The sequence below is a fragment of the Cupriavidus yeoncheonensis genome (genome assembly GCF_905397275.1).
Lineage (GTDB): Bacteria > Pseudomonadota > Gammaproteobacteria > Burkholderiales > Burkholderiaceae > Cupriavidus > Cupriavidus yeoncheonensis.
On record NZ_CAJPUY010000010.1, the window covers coordinates 161549 to 180043 of the forward strand.

The following is an 18495-nucleotide window of genomic DNA, read 5'->3' on the forward strand; positions in this document are numbered from 1 at the left end:
GATGGGTTAAGTACCCGATGCTACACCCGCCGCGGCCGACGGGCCAGACGCCCCGCGGCATTGGCTATGCGAGCTGGCGCAGCGTCTGCTTGATGGTCTGCGCGCGTACGGCCACGTCGGGCATCTTGGCCTCGATGCGCAGCTTGTCCTGCCCCGCCAGTTTGATATGGCGGTTCTTCTGCACCAGCTCGATGATCCGGAGCGCGTCGATAGGCGGGTTCGGCACGAACTGCACGCTGATCGCCGCTTCGCCCGCATCGATCTTGCGCACGCCAAGCGGCGCCGCGGCGATGCGCAGCCGGTGAGTCTCCACCAGTGCCTGCGCCTGAGGCGGCATGCGGCCGAAGCGATCGATCAGTTCCTCCTGGATGTCGTCGACGCGTTCCGGCGTTTCACAGTTGGCCAGGCGCTTGTACAGCGACAGGCGTTCGTGCACGTCCGCGCAATAGTCGTTGGGCAGCAGCGCGGGCGTGCCGAGGTTGATCTCGGTGGTCGCCGAGAGTGGCGCCATCAGGTCCGGCTCCTTGCCGGCCTTGAGCGCCTTGACCGCGGCGTTGAGCATGTCGGTGTAGAGCTGGAAGCCGATCTCGTGGATCTCGCCCGACTGCTTGTCGCCGAGCACCTCGCCGGCGCCGCGGATCTCCAGGTCGTGCATGGCCAGGTAGAAGCCCGAACCCAGTTCTTCCATCTGCTGGATGGCCTCGAGCCGGCGCCCCGCCTGCTTGGTCAGGCCGTCCACGTCATGCACCAGCAGGTAGGCATAGGCCTGGTGGTGCGAACGCCCGACCCGTCCGCGCAGCTGGTGCAACTGCGCCAGGCCGAACTTGTCGGCACGGTGGATCAGGATGGTGTTGGCGGTCGGCACGTCGATGCCGGTTTCGATGATGGTGGTGCACAGCAGGATGTTGTCGCGCCGCGCGACGAAGTCACGCATCACGCGTTCCAGCTCGCGCTCGTGCATCTGGCCGTGCGCCACGGCAATGCGCGCTTCCGGCACCAGTTCGGCCAGCCGGGCGCGCTTGTTCTCGATGGTCTCGACCTCGTTGTGGAGGAAGTAGACCTGCCCGCCGCGCTTGAGTTCGCGCAGGATGGCTTCGCGGATCACGCCGTCTTCCTCGCGCCGCACGAAGGTCTTGATGGCCAGCCGCTTCTGCGGCGCGGTGGCGATCACGGAGAAATCGCGCAGGCCTTCCAGTGCCATGCCGAGCGTGCGCGGGATCGGCGTTGCCGTCAGCGTCAGCACGTCGACCTCGGCGCGCAGCGTCTTGAGCGCTTCCTTCTGCCGCACGCCGAAGCGGTGCTCCTCGTCGATGATGACGAGCCCCAGCCGCTGGAACTTCACTTCATCCGAGAGCAGCTTGTGCGTGCCGATCACGATATCGACCGTGCCCTCGTTGATCTGCTTTACCGCCGCGTCGATTTCCTTCTTCGTCTTGAAGCGCGACAGCTCGACGATGCGCACCGGCCACTCGGCAAAGCGGTCCGACAGCGTCTGGAAATGCTGTTCGGCCAGCAGCGTGGTCGGCGCCAGCATGGCCACCTGCTTGCCGCCGAGCACGGCGACAAAGGCAGCGCGCAGCGCGACCTCGGTCTTGCCGAAGCCCACGTCGCCGCAGACCAGGCGGTCCATGGGCTTGCCCGAGGTCATGTCGGCGATGACGGCGGCAATCGCCGCGGCCTGGTCGGGCGTCTCCTCGAAGCCGAAGCTTTCGGCGAAGGTCTCGTAGTCCTTGGGCGAGAGCGGGAACGCAAAGCCCTCGCGGGCGGCGCGGCGCGCATACAGGTTCAGGAGTTCCGCGGCGGTGTCGCGGATCTGCTGCGCGGCGCGGCGCTTGGCCTTGTCCCACTGGCCCGAGCCCAGGTGGTGCAGCGGCGCGGTTTCCGGATCGGCGCCCGAGTAGCGCGAGATCACATGGAGCTGGTGCACCGGCACGTACAGCTTGCTGCTCTTGTCGTACTCCAGGTGCAGGAATTCCTCTTCGCCCTGGCCCAGGTCGAGCGACACCAGGCCGTGGTAGCGGCCGATGCCGTGTTCGCTGTGCACCACCGGGTCGCCGATCTTCAGTTCGGCCAGGTCGCGCACCATCGAGTCGACGGCGGTGGCCTGTTCCTGCTTGCGGCGCCCGGCGCGGCGCGCGGTGCCGGCGTAAAGCTCGGCTTCCGTCACGAAGGCGAGCTTCGCGTCCGGCAGCACGAAGCCGCTGTGCAGCGGCGCCACGGCAATGCTGAAATGCGATTCCCCGGCCAGGAAGGCGGCAAAGTCGTCCACCTGCTGCGGGCGCAGGCCGCTTTCGGCAAAGAGCTGCAGCAGGGTCTCGCGGCGGCCGGCGGTGTCGGCGCACATCAGCACGCGCGTGGCCTTGTCGCGCAGCAGGGCCTCCAGGTTCACGAGCGGGTCGTCCGCGCGCCGGTTTACCGAGACGTCCGGCACGCCCGCCGCGAAGGCGGGTTGGTCGGCGGCGCCGGCTTCGGCCTGCAGCACCAGCCGTGCGAGGGGCTTGGCTGCGATGAAGAACTGCTCCTCGGACAGGAACAGCTGCGACGGCGGCAGCAACGGGCGCTCGCGGTCGTGCCGCATGAAGTCGTAACGCGGCGTGGTCTCGGCCCAGAAGCGGCGGATGGCTTCGTCCACCTTGCCGGCGAATGCCAGCTGGGTGTCGGCCGGCAGGTAGTCGAACAGCGTCGCGCTTGTCTCGAAGAACAGCGGCAGGTAGTACTCGATGCCGGCCGAAGGCACGCCGTTGCCGATGTCCTTGTAGATCGGCGACTTGGTGGGGTCGCCTTCGAACAGTTCACGCCAGCGGCCGCGGAACGCGGTGCGGGCCGCTTCGTCGAGCGGGAACTCGCGCCCCGGCAGCAGGCGGACTTCCCTGACCGGGTACAGGCTGCGCTGGGTGTCGGGATCGAAGGCGCGGATGGTCTCGATCTCGTCGCCGAAGAGGTCGATGCGGTACGGCAGCGCCGAGCCCATCGGGTACAGGTCGATCAGGCCGCCGCGCACGCTGTACTCGCCCGGCCGCATCACCGCGCTGACGTGCTGGTAGCCGGCCAGCGTGAACTGCGCCTTGAGCGCGGCCTCGTCCAGCCGCTCGCCCTGCTTGAAGAAGAAGGTGTAGGCCGCGAGGAAGGACGGCGGCGCGAGTCGGTAGAGCGCCGTCGAGGCCGGCACGAGCATGACGTCGCACTGGCCGCCCTGGATGTCGTGCAGCGTCGCGAGCCGTTCGGACACGAGGTCCTGGTGGGGCGAGAAGCTGTCGTAGGGCAGGGTTTCCCAGTCCGGCAGCAGGCGCACGCGCAATTCCGGCGCAAACCAGGGGATTTCATCGGCCAGGCGCTGGGCGTCGACGGCGTTGGCGCAGACTACGGCCAGCATCGGCACGCGGCTGCGATGCTGGCGCGCGTAAGCGGAAATGGCCAGTGCGTCGGCGGAACCGTGCAGGCTGGCCACGTTGTGGCGCAGCCCGGGCTTGACCAGGGGCAGGTTGGCGAACGGAAAGGCGGGAGCGGCGTCAGGCATCGGGCAGCGGTCGGGATCAGCAACAACGAACGAACGGCAACGAACGACAACGCCCCGCCGGCAGCGCGGGCGGGGGGTATGGCGTGCGCCGCATGCCGTGGCGGCATGGCGGCAAACAAGGGCCGTATTATAGAATGCGCTCCGGCCTTGGCGCTGCTGCTGCCATGCCGTCCCCAACGCATTTCCATTTCATTCCGATCCTGTGCCAGACCGCCGCTTCGCCCTGATTCCCTGTGCCGGTACCGGCAGCCGCGCGGGCGGCCCCGTGCCCAAGCAGTACCAGCCCATCGCCGGCCGGCCCATGATCTGGTACGCCCTGGCGGCGTTTTCGGCGTGTGATGCCATCAGCGCCACGGCCTTGGTGCTGGCGCCCGACGACATGCCGCTGGAGTCCCGCTTCGGCGCCGACGTTTTCGCCGGCCTGCGCTTCGATACGGCCTTTGTCGGCGGCGACACCCGCCATGCCTCGGTGCTGGCGGGCCTGCATCACCTGGCGCAGCTTGGCGCCGTCGACACCGACTGGGTGCTGGTGCACGACGCGGCGCGCCCGGGGCTGACCCCCGCGATGATCCATAGCCTGGTGCGTTCGGTGGAGAGCGATGGCGAAGATGATCCGGATGCCGCGATCGGCGGCATCCTGGCCGTGCCCGTGCCCGATACGCTCAAGCGTGCCGACGCCGGCACGCGCATCGGCACCACGGTGCCGCGCGACGGGCTGTGGCAGGCCCAGACGCCGCAGATGTTCCGGCTGGGCGTGCTGCGCCAGGCCCTGCAGGATGCGCTGGCCGCCGGCGCCGTGGTGACCGACGAGGCCAGCGCGATCGAACGGCTGGGCCTGCATCCGCGCCTGGTCAACGGTTCGCTGCGCAACTTCAAAGTGACCTATCCGGAAGACTTTGCGCTGGCGGAGGTGCTGCTCGGCACCGCACCGGCGCGGTCTGCCGATTCAGGAGCCTGATCGATGATGCCATTTGATATCCGCGTGGGGCAGGGCTATGACGTCCACGCGCTCGTGCCCGGCCGCAAGCTGATCCTGGGCGGCGTGCAGATTCCGCATGACCGGGGATTGCTCGGGCACTCCGATGCCGACGCGCTGCTGCACGCCATTACCGACGCACTGTTCGGCGCCGCCGGGCTGGGCGATATCGGGCGGCATTTTCCGGACACGGACGCACAGTTTGCCGGTGCCGACAGCCGCGTGCTGTTGCGCGAAGCCGCGCGCCGCGTGCGCGAGGCAGGCTACGAGATCGGCAATGTCGATGCCTCGGTCATCGCGCAGCAGCCAAAACTCGCCCCGCATATCCCGGGGATGGTGGCGAATATTGCCGAGGACCTGGGCGTGCCGCCGGGGCGCTGCAACGTCAAGGCCAAGACCAACGAGAAGCTCGGCTTCGAAGGGCGGCAGGAAGGCATCGTGGCGCAGGCCGCGGTCCTGATCTGGCGCGGCGCGGCCTCGGACGCGCAGGACTGAGCGCGGCCGGCATCCTGCCAGCGCAAGCGGTTACACCTTGGCCGGCGCGGGGGCGTTCTCCGGGGTGATCGCGTAGCTGTAGTCGATCAGCCGGGCCATGGCGCCGGTGCGGGCCCCGGCCTCGGTTCGCTTGGCGAATCCCATCTGCTGGCACAAGCGGTTGGCCGAGCCCATTTCCGGCATGGTTCGCACCAGCAGGGTGGGCGCACCGATATCGCGCGCGCGCTGGATGCAGATCTGCATCAGCGTATGCCCGAGCCCCAGGCCCCTTGCCTGCGGGCCCACGGAAAGCAGCCGGGCCTCCGGCTGGGTCAGCGTGATGGTGCTGCCGTCCAGCGCCGGCAGCGTCGCGCCGGGATGGCAGAACAGCACGGCTCCGGTAATGCCGTGTTCGGTTTCGGCCACCCACCATTCCATATCGGGGTGGCTGGCGGCCAGCACGGCCTGCATGCCGCGCTGGAAGGAGGCACGGCAGTCCTCCATGATTTCCAGTTCGTACTGCGAATAGGCTTGCTGCGTGACCGTGGCAATATCACCCCAGTCCTGGACGGTGGCCAGGCGGTAGTGAAAGCGCGGGGAGGTCGGAGAGGGCAGGATGCTCATGGTGAGGGGCGGATGCCTGAGTGCATGTCCTGCCTCGATTGTAGGCCTTCCACTGCACGAGTGAAGCCATCCGCGGCCTCTGGGGTTGCGCCATGCAAACAGCCGGCAAACTTCCACTGGGAAGCGGCCGGCTGTTGTGGTATCGCTGCGGCTGCCTTACTGGGCGGCGATCACGTTGGCTGCCGCGGCGACCACCGCGGCGATGCGGCCGACGTCGCGCAGTTGCTGCGAGGTCATGCCCTGCTCGTTCTTGAGCAGCTGGTAGTGAGATTTCACGCAGAAATGGCACTTGCCCACGATGGAGGCGGCCAGCGCGTACATTTCGAAGCGGCGCTTGTCCACGCCGCCATGGGTGGCGTACGCATTCATGCGCAGGCCGGCCGGCTGGCTGGCCAGGTCCGGGTCGTCCGCCATTTCGATGTACGGGTACCAGACGTTGTTCATGCCCATCAGCGCGGCGGCGGTCAGCGCGCCGTTGACTTCCTCGGCCGACAGCACGTTGGCGTTGCGGATCGCATCCACCAGCACCTTGCTTTGCGCCGCGAAGGCGGCGGCCAGCGCCACGCCCACGGCGTCGTTGCCTTCCAGCGACGAGCGCGCAATGGTGCCATCGACATTCAGGCGAATGTCCTTGGCGTAGTCCGGGATAAGGTTCTTAATCGCGCTAAGGAATTCCATTCAATTCTCCTATCGATCAGGGCTTAAAAAACCCGCGTATGCGGGTTTGGGGCGGAGGGAGAACCCTCCGCGGGTCGCCGCAAATTACCGGCAACCTTGCAGCAATTACAGCGTTGCGCCGCCAACGGCACGGTTGCACGGGCACAGTTCGTCCGTTTGCAGACCGTCCAGGATACGCAGCACTTCGTCCGGGTTGCGGCCGACGTTCAGGTTGTTCACCGAAACGTGCTGGATGACGTTGTGCGGGTCGACCACGAAGGTCGCGCGCAGGGCCACGCCGGCGGCCTGGTCACGCACGCCGAGCTGGTCGATCAGCGAACCGGTCACGTCGGCGAATTGCCATTGGTTCAGCTTGTTCAGGTCCTTGTGCTCGCGGCGCCATGCCAGCTTCACGAATTCGTTGTCGGTCGAGCCGCCCAGCACGATGGCGTCGCGGTCAGCGAAGTCGCCATTCAGCTTGGCGAAGGCCACGATTTCGGTCGGGCACACAAAGGTGAAGTCCTTCGGGTAGAAGTAGATGATCTTCCACTTGCCTTCGAACGACTTTTCGGTGATGTCTTCGAAAGCCGACTGGCCGTTTTCCTCATGGTTGTTGAAACCCGGCTTGACACCAACGACGTGGAAGGCTTCGAGCTTGTCACCAACGGTCTTCATAGACTTCTCCTGATACGGTTGAAGAGAGAGTTTGTGCAAATGCGGTCAACCCCGCCACTGGCCAGGGCCAGAGGCTTTGGTGCACCGCGACAAGGCGAGATTATGCGTCAGGACGCACTGCAGGGCTAATTGAAATAATCAAACAGCGCGATAGCCGTGCGGCATGACGAGCTTAGTCGTCGCCCATGACAGTTTGCGCAAGCGGGGAAGTATGCCACGACCGGCCCCGAGAGGGCCGGTCGTGGCGGGAACGGCACTGCCGTGTCAGGCGGGGCGCAGGGCCGGCTGGCCACGGCGCGAGCGGAAGATGATCAGGGTGGCGATCAGACCGCAGGCGGCGGCGAACATCAGCCACAGGCCCGGGGCGGCCTTGTTGCCGGTGGCGTGGATCAGGTAGGTCGACACGGCCGGCGTGAAGCCGCCGAACAGCGCCGTGGCCAGGCTGTATGCAAGCGAGAAGCCCGCGGTGCGCACGGCCGGCGGCATGACTTCGGTCAGCGTGACCACCATCGCGCCGTTATAGCTGCCGTACAGGAAGGACAGCCAGAGTTCCACCATCAGCAGGCGCGAGAACGAAGGCTCGGCCACCAGCCACGTCACGGCAGGATAGGCGGTCAGCAGCGTGGCGACGGTGAAGAACAGCAGCAGCGGCTTGCGGCCGATGCGGTCGGACAGCGCACCCATCAGCGGCAGCCAGATGAAGTTCGACAGGCCCACGCACATCGTGACGATGAGGTTGTCGACGTCATCGAGCTTGAGCACCGTCTTGCCGAACGTGGGCGTGTAGGCGGTGATCATGTAGAACGACACCGTGGTCATCACGACCATCATGCAGCCGGCCACAATGATGCGCCAGTTCTCGGCCATGGAGCGGTAGATCTCGCGCACGGTCGGGCGATGCTTGCGGGCCTTGAATTCCTCGGTCTCTTCGAGCGAGCGGCGGATCAGGAACAAGAACGGCACGATCAGGCAGCCGATCACGAACGGCACGCGCCAGCCCCAGTCATCCATTTGCTGCGGTGCGAGCGTGGCGTGCAGGATCACGCCGAGCAGGCCGGCGAAGATCACCGCCACCTGCTGGCTGGCCGATTGCCAGGCCACGTAGAAGCCCTTGCGGCCCGGCTTGGCGATCTCCGCCAGGTAGACCGAGACGCCGCCCAGTTCCACGCCAGCCGAAAAGCCCTGCAGCAGGCGCCCCGCCAGCACGAGCAGCGGCGCGGCAATGCCGATCGAGGCGTAGCCCGGCACGCAGGCGATCAGCAGCGTGCCGGCCGCCATCAGCGCCAGCGTGACGATCAGGCCCTTGCGGCGGCCATGGTGGTCGATGTAGGCGCCGAGCACGATGGCGCCCAGCGGGCGCATCAGGAAGCCGGCGCCGAAGGTCGCCAGCGACAGCATCAGCGAGGCGAACTCGTCGCCGCTCGGAAAGAAGGTCCTGGCAATGGCGGCGGCGTAGAAGCCGTACACCATGAAGTCGTACATTTCCAGGAAGTTGCCGCTGACCACGCGGAACACGGTCTTGAATCCGTGCTGCTGGCCGGAGGTTTGGGTGGTCTCTGACATGGCTGTCTCTCTCGGACGCCGCCGGTGGGTTCCGGCGCATGATTGTTCGGTGAGCCAGCCAGGGCGTGGGGAGGAGGCAGCAGGCGTCGCCATGGCTGGGAAGATGCGTTTGCATCGGCCCTGCTGACGGGCGCCAGTGTGCGCCGCGCCGCTGTCATTGCCCTGTCAAATACCTTTCAGATCCCTATCAGCAGCTGTCGAAAACCTGTCAGCGGACAGGCGGGGTTCGTTGTGGGTGAGCGCTGAATGCCGGGTTCTCAGGCGCGGCGGAAGCAGGCGCTGACGACCAGGCCGGTATGCGGTGCGGAGCGGTTGGACAGCACCAGCCGTCCGCCGTTGCGCTGCAGGATGCGGTTGACGATCGACATGCCAAGACCGGCTCCCTTGGCTTCGCTGCGCGCGCTGTCCAGGCGGTAGAACGGACGCGTCAGCAGCGACAGCTGCGCGTCGGGCACGCCCTTGCCCTTGTCCGCCACGGTGAGCACGGCGTCCTTGTCGTCGAGCTTCGTGATGATCTCGACTTCGGCAATGCCGGTTTCATCGTCCTTGGCATAGCGGCGCGCGTTCTCGACCAGGTTGTCGAGAATGCGCTGGACCTCCATGCGATTGGCCACGGCCATGACCGGTTCGGTGGCGCGCACCGCCACGCGCACATCGTCGTGCGCGGCATAGACGCCCACGGCATCGTTGACCAGTGCCGACAGGTCCACCGGTTCGACCATCTCCAGTGGCGGCCGCGCGTAGTTCAGGAACTGGCCGATGATGGCGTCCATCTGCTCGATGTCGGTGATCATCGCATCGCGCGTGGCGTTGTCCGCCGGCGACATTTCGGTTTCCAGGCGCAGGCGCGTGAGCGGCGTGCGCAGGTCGTGCGAGATGCCGGCCAGCATCACCGCGCGGTCGTCGTCGAGCTGGCGCAGGTCGCGCACCATCTGGTTGAAACTATGGTTGGCCACCGCGACTTCGCTGGCGCCATGCTCGGGCAGCGAGGGCGGGTCGCCGCCCGCGCCGATATCGCGCGCGGCATTGGCCAGGCGCTTGAGCGGGTAGTTGACGCGCGCGGTGATGAACGCGGCGCCGATGATCGACAGCAGCAGCGCGGCAATACTCCACCACAGCCACTGGATGCCGGACACCCGCTCGAAGCGTTCCGGGCTGATCGCCACCCAGTAGTCGTCGCCCTCGATCTCGAAGCTGACCCACACGCCGGGGATGTCGTTGACGGTGGTGGCCAGCACCGTATCCTCGCCCAGCCGGCTGCGGATCTCCTGTTGCACCAGCTGGGTCAGGAACGGGTTGGCGGTGGGCGCGGCGAAATCGTCGTCCTTTTCGCGCGGATAGACCTTGATGCCTTCGTTCTGCACCAGGTCGAGCAGCAGGAATCGGCGCCGCGCCGGGTCGGAATAGAGCAGGGCCGCGCGCGTGAGCTTGACCACGCTGACCACCTGCATGGCAATCTGCTGCGCGCGCGGGGCGCGCTCGAACAGCCGGTAGCTCTGGAACCAGATGCCCAGCGAAATGGCCAGCAGGAGCGCGATCAGCATGAAGGTCCGCCAGAACAGCGAACCAAAGAAACGCGTGGCCGTACGGCCAATGACGGTCGGCACGATGGATGAGCGGCCGACTTTTTTACTTCACGCCATCGGGAATGAACACATAGCCCAGGCCCCAGACCGTCTGGATGAAGCGCGGGTTGCTCGGATCGGGCTCGATCAGCTTGCGCAGGCGCGAGATCTGCACGTCCAGGCTGCGGTCGAACACTTCGTATTCGCGGCCGCGGGCCATTTCCATGAGTTTCTCGCGCGACAGCGGCTGGCGCGGGTGGCGGGCAAAAACCTTGAGCACGGAGAATTCGCCCGTGGTCAGGGTGATTTCCTCGTCGTTCTTGGTCAGCGTGCGGGTGGCCAGGTTCAGCACGAAATCGCCGAAGGCAAAGGTCTCGGGCGTTTCCGACGGCGCACCCGGCACTTCCGCAGGCCCCTTGCGGCGCAGCACGGCATGGATGCGGGCAATCAGCTCGCGCGGGTTGAACGGCTTCGGCAGGTAGTCGTCGGCGCCCATTTCCAGGCCGACGATGCGGTCGACGTCCTCGCCCTTGGCGGTCAGCATGATGATCGGCGTCTGGTCGTTGGCGCCACGCAGGCGGCGGCAGATGGACAGGCCATCTTCGCCAGGCATCATCAGGTCGAGCACCAGCAGGTCAAAGCGCTCGCGCAGCCAGAGCTTGTTCATGGCGGTAGCATTCTCCGCCACCAGTACCGTAAAACCCTGTTCGCCCAGATAGCGGCGCAGCAGATCGCGCAGGCGCGGGTCGTCGTCCACGACGAGAATCTTGTGGCTGGTATTTTCCATGGCGGTATCTTAGCGACTATCGCTTTCGCTCAAAATGGCTTAACAAAACGTTACATACTTTACCCTGTGGTATGGCAGCGTGCACGAACCATGCCTTTACACTGCCGCATACCGTCTTTCGCGTACCGTCATTATCCGGTTGGCGTGGGTTTTGCCACCGAATTATCTGCGGCCATCCGCATATTGCATTGCGGCGACCGCGCGGACGGGTACCCGATTTTCCGGCTTCAGTCAGTCCAGGCGGCTGCAAATTCCGAAGCCAAAAACGCCATTATCGATGAAAGTGAACCGTAACCGGCATGGGCTGACCTTGCACGGCGCCTTCGGCGCCTGTCTGGTGCTCGCCGGTATGGCGCTGTGGCTGTGCGCGGCGCCGCAGCCGGCCCGCGCGCAGTCGGCCGGCATGGCCAACCTGCTGCACGGGCATGAGCGCCCATCCACCCACGCCAGCGATGCCGGCGCCAGCCAGCACGAGGCGCGCACCCGCGCCGAACGCCACCGCGCCGAGCAGCGCGAGGCCGAGCGCAGCAACCGCCAGGGACGCTCCGGCTCCAGCCTGTCCCCGGACGAGCGCCGCAAGCTGCGCCAGAACCTCTACGACCTCGGCCGCGAAATGTACCGGGGCGGCTGACGCCGCCGCACCGTCGCGCGCTCAGCCCTGCGGCTGGAAGTGCCGCAGGAAATCCACGAACACCTCCGCGGCAAGCTGTGCATCTTCAGCGGTGATGGTTTCCAGCGGGTTGTGGCTGATGCCGCCATTCCCGCACCGCACGAACAGCATGGCAACGTCGGTGATGCGCTGCATCATCATCGCGTCATGGCCCGCACCCGATGGCAGCTCGAAGGCAGGCAGGCCGCGCTTGCGCAGCACCGCCCCGAACTGGTCCATCAGCCAGCGCGCGCAGGGTGCGTTTTGCACCGGCCTGACCCGGTCCACGTGGGCGGACAAGCCGCGCCGCGCGGCGATCTGCTGGATGCCGGCCACGATGTCGGCAATGGCGGCTTCGCGAATGCCATCCTCGCCGGCGCGGATGTCCATCGAGAAGGTACAGGCTGCGGGAATGACATTGCTCGATCCGTCGGGTATCTGCAGTTGGCCCACGGTACCGACCAGCGTCGGTGCGGCGCTGCATCGCGCTTCGACCAGCAGGATCATCTCGGCGGCGCCGGCGGCGGCGTCCCGGCGCATGCCCATCGGCGTGGTGCCGGCATGACTGGCCTGTCCCTCGACCCGCACCTGGAAGCGGCTGCTCCCGGCGATCTGGGTCACGACGCCGAGTGCCAGTCCCTTGTCCAGCAGTACCGGGCCCTGTTCGATATGGACCTCGACAAAGCCGAGCAGGGCAGCCGGGTCGACGGCGGCGGCCTGCAGCGCCGCGAGTTCGCCGTTGCCGGGTAGGCCGGAGGCCGCGAGCGCCTCGCGCATCGTCACGCCGTCGGCATCCGTCCTGGCCAGCAGTGCCGGATCGAAGCGCCCGGCGAGCACGCTGCTGGCCAGGAAGCTCGTCTTGAAGCGCAGGCCCTCCTCTTCGGCGAAGCCGACGACATCGAGATGGTAGGGCAGGCGGATGCCTGCCGCATGGAGCGCGCCGACCACCGCGATCGGGAGCAGGATGCCGAGGCGCCCGTCGTAGCGGCCGCCATTGCGCACGGTGTCGAAGTGCGAGCCGGTCATGAGCACGCGCGCGTCGCCACCGGCAGCCGCGTCAGCGGCATACCGGCCGATCACGTTGCCGATGGCATCCGTGCGTACCTGCATGCCGGCCGCCTCCATCCACTGTGCCAGCAGGGCCTGGGCGGACCGGTGCGCAGGCGTGAGGAATGCGCAGGTGAGCCCGCCTTCCATGTCGGAGAACCGGGCGAGCGCTTCGGCGCGATCAAGAATGCTCTGTCCGAGCGGGTGGAGGTTGTTGGTCATGGCTGCGGTGCCGTACGGCGCGATGATGCTGGGGCAAATCCTGGCGATGGCCCGGGGTGTGGCCGGCCGCGTGGTCGGATTTCGGTGGCTTGATTCAACTGTTGCGCAGCCATGTTTTCCAGGCGATCCACAGCTTGCGCAGCGGGGTCAGCGCAATGCGCTGGTTCAGCACCTGGAAGTCGCTGCGTTCGATTTCGTCGAGCAGGGCGTGGTAGATGGCCCCCATCAGCAGGCCGGCGCGCTGGGCGCGGCGGTCCTGGCGCGGCAGGAGTTCGAGCGCTTCGCGGTACAGCGCGCGGGCGCGTCCGGCGTGGTACTGCATCAGCGCGACAAAGCGCTCGGAATGCTTGCCCTGCAAGATCTCGGAGGCGGGTACCTGGAATCGCTGCAGCGTGTCCACCGGCAGGTAGATGCGGCCACGGCGGGCGTCCTCGCCCACGTCGCGCAGGATATTGACGAGTTGCAGCGACAGTCCCAGCTTTTCGGCAAACACCAGCGTACGCGCATCGGAGTATCCGAACAGCCGCGCGCTGAGCGTGCCGACTACGCCGGCCACGCAGTGGCAATAGCGGTTCAGGCCGGTTTCGTCGAGGTAGCGGGTCTGGGTCAGGTCCATTTCCATGCCGTCCAGCACCTCGGCCATCTCCGCGTGCGGCAGGCCGGCGGACTTGACGTGAGGCTGCAGGGCCTGCGTCACGGGGTGGGTCGGCTCTCCCCCGAACAGGCGGCGCAGTTCACCGCGCCACCAGTCGAGTTGCTGGTGGGCCAGTCCGGGGTCGTGGGTGTCGTCGACCACATCGTCGACTTCGCGGCACCAGGCATAGAGCGCCGTAATGGCGCGACGGCGCTCCGCAGGCAGGAACAGGAAGCTGTAATAGAAGCTGGAGCCGCTCTGGGCGACTTTCTCTTGGCAATACTGATCGGGCGTCACGCCGGTCTCGGTCTGATGAGGTAGGGTGGGTGCGGGCGGGGTCGGGGGCTGGGCTGATGCCAACGCCGTCCAACGCCGCGGCCGGTCGGCGTCCCCGACGCTTGCGGCACGGCACGTTGAAGCAGGCAGCTCCGCCGCCTCTGCGCCTTGGTGGCACGGTAGGCGTCAAGCGGCGCGCCGGATTGTAGCATTGCGCTACCGCCGACCCGGCGCCTCGCCGGTCGGGCGGACGGCCTCCAGGCGTTGCATTTCAGGCAATTCATCCGTCTGGAGGAAAGCTTCGGTGGCCATTGCGGCCGTTTCGTCGCTGGCCGTTTGACGCACCTGAGGGGGCTCGCTATATTGCTGACCGGCCAGTTATTAATCGCCTGCGGCCGCCCTTGCCATGCAGTTTGTGTGCTGTGGGCCACTTATGCCGGCCGTGCCAGCCTTTCCCACGTTGTTCGATTCGCTGCTTATCCATGCCAGTGCATTGCCAAGTGCCGGAAGTTGCGGCCGTTCGTCCCGAGACTGCTCCTTACTTCCCGCCGCGGCCCCGGCTGGCCCGGGTGGGCGCCGCCATCCTCGCCTGCGTGGCCCTCACGCTGGCAGCCTGCGGCAAGAAGAGCGAACCTGTGCCGGAGGTTCGGCCGGTGCGCTTGCAGCAACTGAGCCAGCACACAGGCAAGACCATCTTTGAGTTCTCGGGCGACATCAGGCCTCGCGTGGAGTCGCGGCTGGGCTTCCGCGTGGGCGGCAAGATCGCGGCGCGGCTGGTTGACGTCGGTGCCGTGGTGCGCAAGGGCCAGCCGCTGGCCCGCCTGGACCCGACCGACCTGTCGCTGGCGGAAGCGGGCTCGCGCGCCCAGTACGAGGCGGCCCGCACCGACCGAGACCTGGCCGCTTCCGACCTCAAGCGCTACAACGAACTCTTCGCCAAGGGCTTTATCAGCGCGGCCGAGCAGCATCGGCGCCAGGCCACCTTCGATGCCGCCGAATCCCGCCTCAGGCAGGCCTCGGCGGGGTTGCGCAGCCAGGCCAACCAGACCGCCTATGCGGTACTGCTGGCCGATGCCGACGGCGTGGTGACCGCCGTGGACGCGGAGGTCGGGCAGGTCATCACCCCCGGCCAGCCGGTGATCCGCGTGGCACAGACGGCGGAAAAGGAAGTGGCCATCGGGCTCCCGGAAGACCAGGTCGACCTGTTGCGAGGCACGACGGAGGTGACGGTGCGAACATGGGCCGACCCGGGCCGCGCGCTGCCCGCACGCGTGCGCGAGATCGCCGCCGCCGCGGATCCCGTGACCCGCACCTATGCCACGCGCGTTTCGGTGCCCAACCCGCCGGCAGACCTCAAGCTTGGCATGACCGCCGTCGTCACCTTCGTGCGCACCGGCGCAGCGGCCGCGGTACGCGTGCCGCTGACCGCACTGCTGCAGGAGCAGGGCCGCGACCAGGTCTGGGTCTATGACCAGGCCGCCGGCACGGTCCGGCCAGTCCAGGTGACGCTGGGCGATCCGGTGGGCAACGAAATCGAAGTGCGCCAGGGTCTTGCGCCGGGGCAGACCATTGTCACGGCCGGCGTGCACCTGCTCAAGCCGGGGCAGAAGGTCAGGCCGATGCAGACTGTGGCGCCGGCCTCTGCACCGGCCTCGGCACCTGCGGCCGCTCGCGCGCCCCGGCAGGGTTGAGGGCGCGGCATGGATCATTCCCGCTTCAACCTGTCGCGCTGGGCCCTGGAGCACCAGCCGCTGACCCGCTACCTGCTGGTGGTGTTGCTGCTGGCCGGCCTGCTGGCATTTTTCCGGCTCGGCCAGGACGAAGATCCGCCGTTCACCTTTCGCGTGATGGTTGTGCAGGCGTTCTGGCCCGGTGCCACCGCCGAGCAGATCGCGGTGCAGGTCACGGACAAGATCGAGCGGCAACTGCAGGAAGTGCCATACGCCGACAAGATCCGCAGCTTTTCCAAGCCGGGCGAGACCACGGTCATCTTCCAGCTCAAGGACACGTCTCCGGCCAAGGAAACGGCGCAGATCTGGTACACGGTGCGCAAGAAGATCGGTGACATCGCGCAAACGCTGCCGGCCGGCGTGCGGGGCCCGTACTTCAATGACGAGTTTGGCGACGTATATGGCAGCATCTACGCGCTGTCGGCCGATGGCTTCAACTACAAGGAACTGCGCGAGTATGCCGACCTGGTGCGCCAGGAGCTGCTGCGCGTGCCTGCCGTGGCCAAGGTCTCGTTGCTGGGCCTGCAGGACGAGAAAATCTACATCGAGTTCAACCAGGCGCGCTTTGCCCAGCTTGGGCTCGACATCAATGCCATCGCCGACCAGATCACGCAGCAGAACAACCTGAACGGCAGCGGCGTGCTGGTCACGCCGACCGATAACCTGCAGGTGCGCGTGACCGGACAGTTTGCCAGTGTGTCGGATCTGGAGAACCTGGTGCTGCGTGGCCCGAACGGCATTGCCAATATCCGCCTGGGCGACATCGCGCATGTGTACCGCGGCTATGTCGACCCGCCGCAGAGCACCATGCGGTACAACGGCAAGAACGTCATCGGGCTGGGTATCTCGATGGCAAAGGGCGGCGACATCATCGAGCTTGGCAAGAACCTGCGCACCGCGTTCGAACGCTTGCGCGGGCAGTTGCCGGTCGGCATCGAGATGGACCAGGTGCAGGACCAGCCGCAGGCGGTCAAGCGCTCGGTCGGCGAGTTCGTGCATGTGCTGATCGAGGCCGTGGTCATCGTGCTCGGGGTCAGCTTTGTCTCGCTGGGCCTGCATACGCGGCCGCTGCGGCTGGATGTGCGCCCCGGCCTGGTGGTGGCCCTGACCATCCCGCTGGTGCTCGCGGTGACGTTCCTGTTCATGAACATCTTTGGCATCGGCCTGCACAAGATATCGCTGGGCGCGCTGATCGTGGCGCTGGGCCTGCTGGTCGACGACGCCATCATTGCCGTGGAGATGATGGTGCGCAAGCTGGAGGAGGGGCTGTCGAAGATGGAGGCGGCGACCTACGCCTACACCTCCACGGCCATGCCGATGCTGACCGGGACGCTGATCACGGCCGCGGGCTTCCTCCCGGTAGGCCTCGCGAAATCCACGGTAGGCGAATACACCTTCGCCATCTTCGCCGTGACCGCGCTGGCGCTGGTGCTGTCATGGCTGGCGGCCGTCTATTTCACGCCTTACCTGGGCTACCTGCTGCTGAAGTCGCGTCCGGGAGGCGGCGAGCACCACGAGGTATTCGATACGCCGTTCTACGCAGGCTTCCGGCGCCTGGTCGACTGGTGCGTGACCTGGCGCAAGACCGTCATCGCGGTCACGCTGGTGACGTTCGCGCTGGGCCTGTACGCATTCAAGTTCGTCGAGAAGCAGTTTTTCCCGGACTCGAGCCGGCCCGAGCTGATGGTCGAGCTGTGGATGCCGGAAGGCACCAGCTTTGCCCAGATGGAATCGGAAGCCAAGCGCTTCGAGGCCGCCATGCGCCAGGACCGCGACGTCCAGAGCCTGACCACCTTCGTCGGTACCGGCACGCCGCGCTTCTACCTGCCGCTGGACCAGATCTTTCCGCAAAGCAACGTGGCACAGGTGATCGTGATGCCGGTCAGCGCCGAGGCGCGCGATGCGCTGCGCCAGCGCGTGATCGCGGTGCTGAACAGCCAGTTTTCGCAGTTGCGCGGGCGCGTCAAGCTGCTGCCCAACGGGCCGCCCGTGGCGTACCCGGTGCAGTTCCGGGTGATCGGTCCGGATGCCGCGGGCGTGCGCCGGCTCGCCGACCAGGTCAAGGCGCTGATGCGCGCGAACCCGAACACGGTCGGCGTGAACGACAACTGGAATGAGAGCGTCAAGATGCTGCGCCTGGAGATCGACCAGGACAAGGCCCGTGCGCTGGGCGTGACGACCAGCTCGATCGCGCGCGTCATGCAGACCGTGCTGACCGGGATTCCGGTGGGCCAGTACCGCGACGGCGACAAGCTGATCGACATCATGATGCGCACGCCGCGCAACGAGCGCGACGCCATGTCCGACCTCGGCAATATCCAGGTGCCGACCAACACCGGCCGCGTCGTGCCGCTCACGCAGGTGGCGCGGCTGTCGCTGCGATCCGAGCCGGGCGTGATCTGGCGCGAGAACCGCGACTTCGGCGTGACCGTGCAGGCCGACGTGGTGGACGGCATCCAGGGTCCCACCGTGACCGCGCAGATCGATCCGCTGCTCAGCAAGCTGCGCGAGCAGCTGCCGCCGGGCTATCGCATTACGGTGGCCGGCGCCGAGGAAGAAAGCGGCAAGGCCGGGGCGTCGATCGCGGCGCAGCTGCCGCTGTGCATCTTCCTGATCTTCACGCTGCTCATGCTCCAGCTCCACAGCTTCTCGCGCACGCTGATGGTGTTTCTGACAGGCCCGCTCGGGCTGATCGGCGCCGCCGCCACGCTGCTGCTGCTGCGTGCGCCGATGGGCTTCGTGGCGCAGCTGGGCATCACGGCGCTGCTGGGCATGATCATCCGCAACTCGGTGATCCTGGTGGACCAGATCGAACAGGACATCAACGCCGGCGTGCCGGCGTGGAACGCCATTGTCGAAGCGGCGGTGCGGCGCTGCCGTCCGATCATCCTGACCGCCGCGGCGGCCGTGCTGGCCATGATCCCGCTGTCGCGCTCGCTGTTCTGGGGGCCGATGGCCGTGGCCATCATGGGCGGTCTGATCATCGCCACGGTGCTGACGCTGCTGTTCCTGCCGGCGCTGTACGCGGCATGGTTCCGGGTCACAAAGCCGGCGGCGGGTGCAGGGCCCCTGACGGCCTGAGCTTGCCAGGCCGATCGA

14 protein-coding genes are annotated in these 18495 nt (G+C 66.9%); 5 read left to right on the plus strand and 9 right to left on the minus strand.

The window, feature by feature from the left end; translation table 11 throughout:
* Positions 1 to 64: 64 nt before the first annotated feature.
* Positions 65 to 3517, minus strand: a complete 3453-nt coding sequence (gene mfd / locus KHO22_RS15670) for a transcription-repair coupling factor (protein WP_211948071.1) — start codon at positions 3515 to 3517, stop codon at positions 65 to 67.
* 202 nt (positions 3518 to 3719) lie between these two features.
* Between mfd and ispD the strand changes: the two genes are divergently transcribed.
* Positions 3720 to 4475, plus strand: a complete 756-nt coding sequence (gene ispD, locus KHO22_RS15675) for a 2-C-methyl-D-erythritol 4-phosphate cytidylyltransferase (protein ID WP_211948072.1) — start codon at positions 3720 to 3722, stop codon at positions 4473 to 4475.
* A gap of 3 nt (positions 4476 to 4478) precedes the next feature.
* Entirely contained in the window at positions 4479 to 4988 is a 510-nt protein-coding gene (gene ispF / locus KHO22_RS15680) for a 2-C-methyl-D-erythritol 2,4-cyclodiphosphate synthase (RefSeq protein ID WP_211948073.1), read from the plus strand.
* 30 nt (positions 4989 to 5018) lie between these two features.
* Here the strand turns inward: ispF and KHO22_RS15685 are convergent, their stop codons facing one another.
* From KHO22_RS15685 to ompR, 6 genes are all read right to left on the minus strand, one after another.
* Positions 5019 to 5591: a GNAT family N-acetyltransferase gene (locus tag KHO22_RS15685; protein ID WP_211948074.1), complete on the minus strand. Its 573-nt coding sequence runs from the start codon at positions 5589 to 5591 to the stop codon at positions 5019 to 5021.
* Between the two features lie 156 nt (positions 5592 to 5747).
* Positions 5748 to 6269 carry a carboxymuconolactone decarboxylase family protein gene (locus tag KHO22_RS15690; protein WP_211948075.1) on the minus strand — a complete coding sequence of 174 codons (522 nt, stop codon included), beginning with the start codon at positions 6267 to 6269 and terminating at the stop codon, positions 5748 to 5750.
* Between the two features lie 105 nt (positions 6270 to 6374).
* A complete protein-coding gene (locus KHO22_RS15695; protein WP_011297535.1) occupies positions 6375 to 6923 on the minus strand; it encodes a peroxiredoxin in 549 nt (182 codons plus the stop codon).
* A gap of 264 nt (positions 6924 to 7187) precedes the next feature.
* Positions 7188 to 8486, minus strand: a complete 1299-nt coding sequence (gene tcuC, locus KHO22_RS15700) for an MFS transporter (protein WP_211948076.1) — start codon at positions 8484 to 8486, stop codon at positions 7188 to 7190.
* A 257-nt stretch (positions 8487 to 8743) separates the two neighbouring features.
* Positions 8744 to 10093, minus strand: coding sequence for an ATP-binding protein (locus KHO22_RS15705; RefSeq protein WP_211948077.1), 1350 nt, complete (start codon positions 10091 to 10093; stop codon positions 8744 to 8746).
* 22 nt (positions 10094 to 10115) lie between these two features.
* Positions 10116 to 10838, minus strand: coding sequence for an osmolarity response regulator transcription factor OmpR (ompR, locus tag KHO22_RS15710; RefSeq protein WP_010810107.1), 723 nt, complete (start codon positions 10836 to 10838; stop codon positions 10116 to 10118).
* 277 nt (positions 10839 to 11115) lie between these two features.
* Here ompR and KHO22_RS15715 point away from each other — a divergent pair, with 277 nt between their 5' ends.
* Positions 11116 to 11469, plus strand: a complete 354-nt coding sequence (locus KHO22_RS15715) for a hypothetical protein (protein ID WP_211948078.1) — start codon at positions 11116 to 11118, stop codon at positions 11467 to 11469.
* Positions 11470 to 11490: 21 nt separating this feature from the next.
* Here the strand turns inward: KHO22_RS15715 and KHO22_RS15720 are convergent, their stop codons facing one another.
* Positions 11491 to 12756, minus strand: coding sequence for a Zn-dependent hydrolase (locus tag KHO22_RS15720; RefSeq protein WP_211948079.1), 1266 nt, complete (start codon positions 12754 to 12756; stop codon positions 11491 to 11493).
* 94 nt (positions 12757 to 12850) lie between these two features.
* Positions 12851 to 13687, minus strand: coding sequence for a presqualene diphosphate synthase HpnD (gene hpnD / locus KHO22_RS15725; protein ID WP_211948080.1), 837 nt, complete (start codon positions 13685 to 13687; stop codon positions 12851 to 12853).
* Positions 13688 to 14148: 461 nt separating this feature from the next.
* Between hpnD and KHO22_RS15730 the strand changes: the two genes are divergently transcribed.
* Both KHO22_RS15730 and KHO22_RS15735 read left to right on the plus strand, forming a co-directional pair.
* On the plus strand, positions 14149 to 15357 hold the full coding sequence (locus KHO22_RS15730) for an efflux RND transporter periplasmic adaptor subunit (protein WP_211948081.1): 1209 nt from the start codon (positions 14149 to 14151) through the stop codon (positions 15355 to 15357).
* A 9-nt stretch (positions 15358 to 15366) separates the two neighbouring features.
* On the plus strand, positions 15367 to 18477 hold the full coding sequence (locus KHO22_RS15735; RefSeq protein WP_211948082.1) for an efflux RND transporter permease subunit: 3111 nt from the start codon (positions 15367 to 15369) through the stop codon (positions 18475 to 18477).
* The last annotated feature ends 18 nt before the right edge of the window (positions 18478 to 18495 follow it).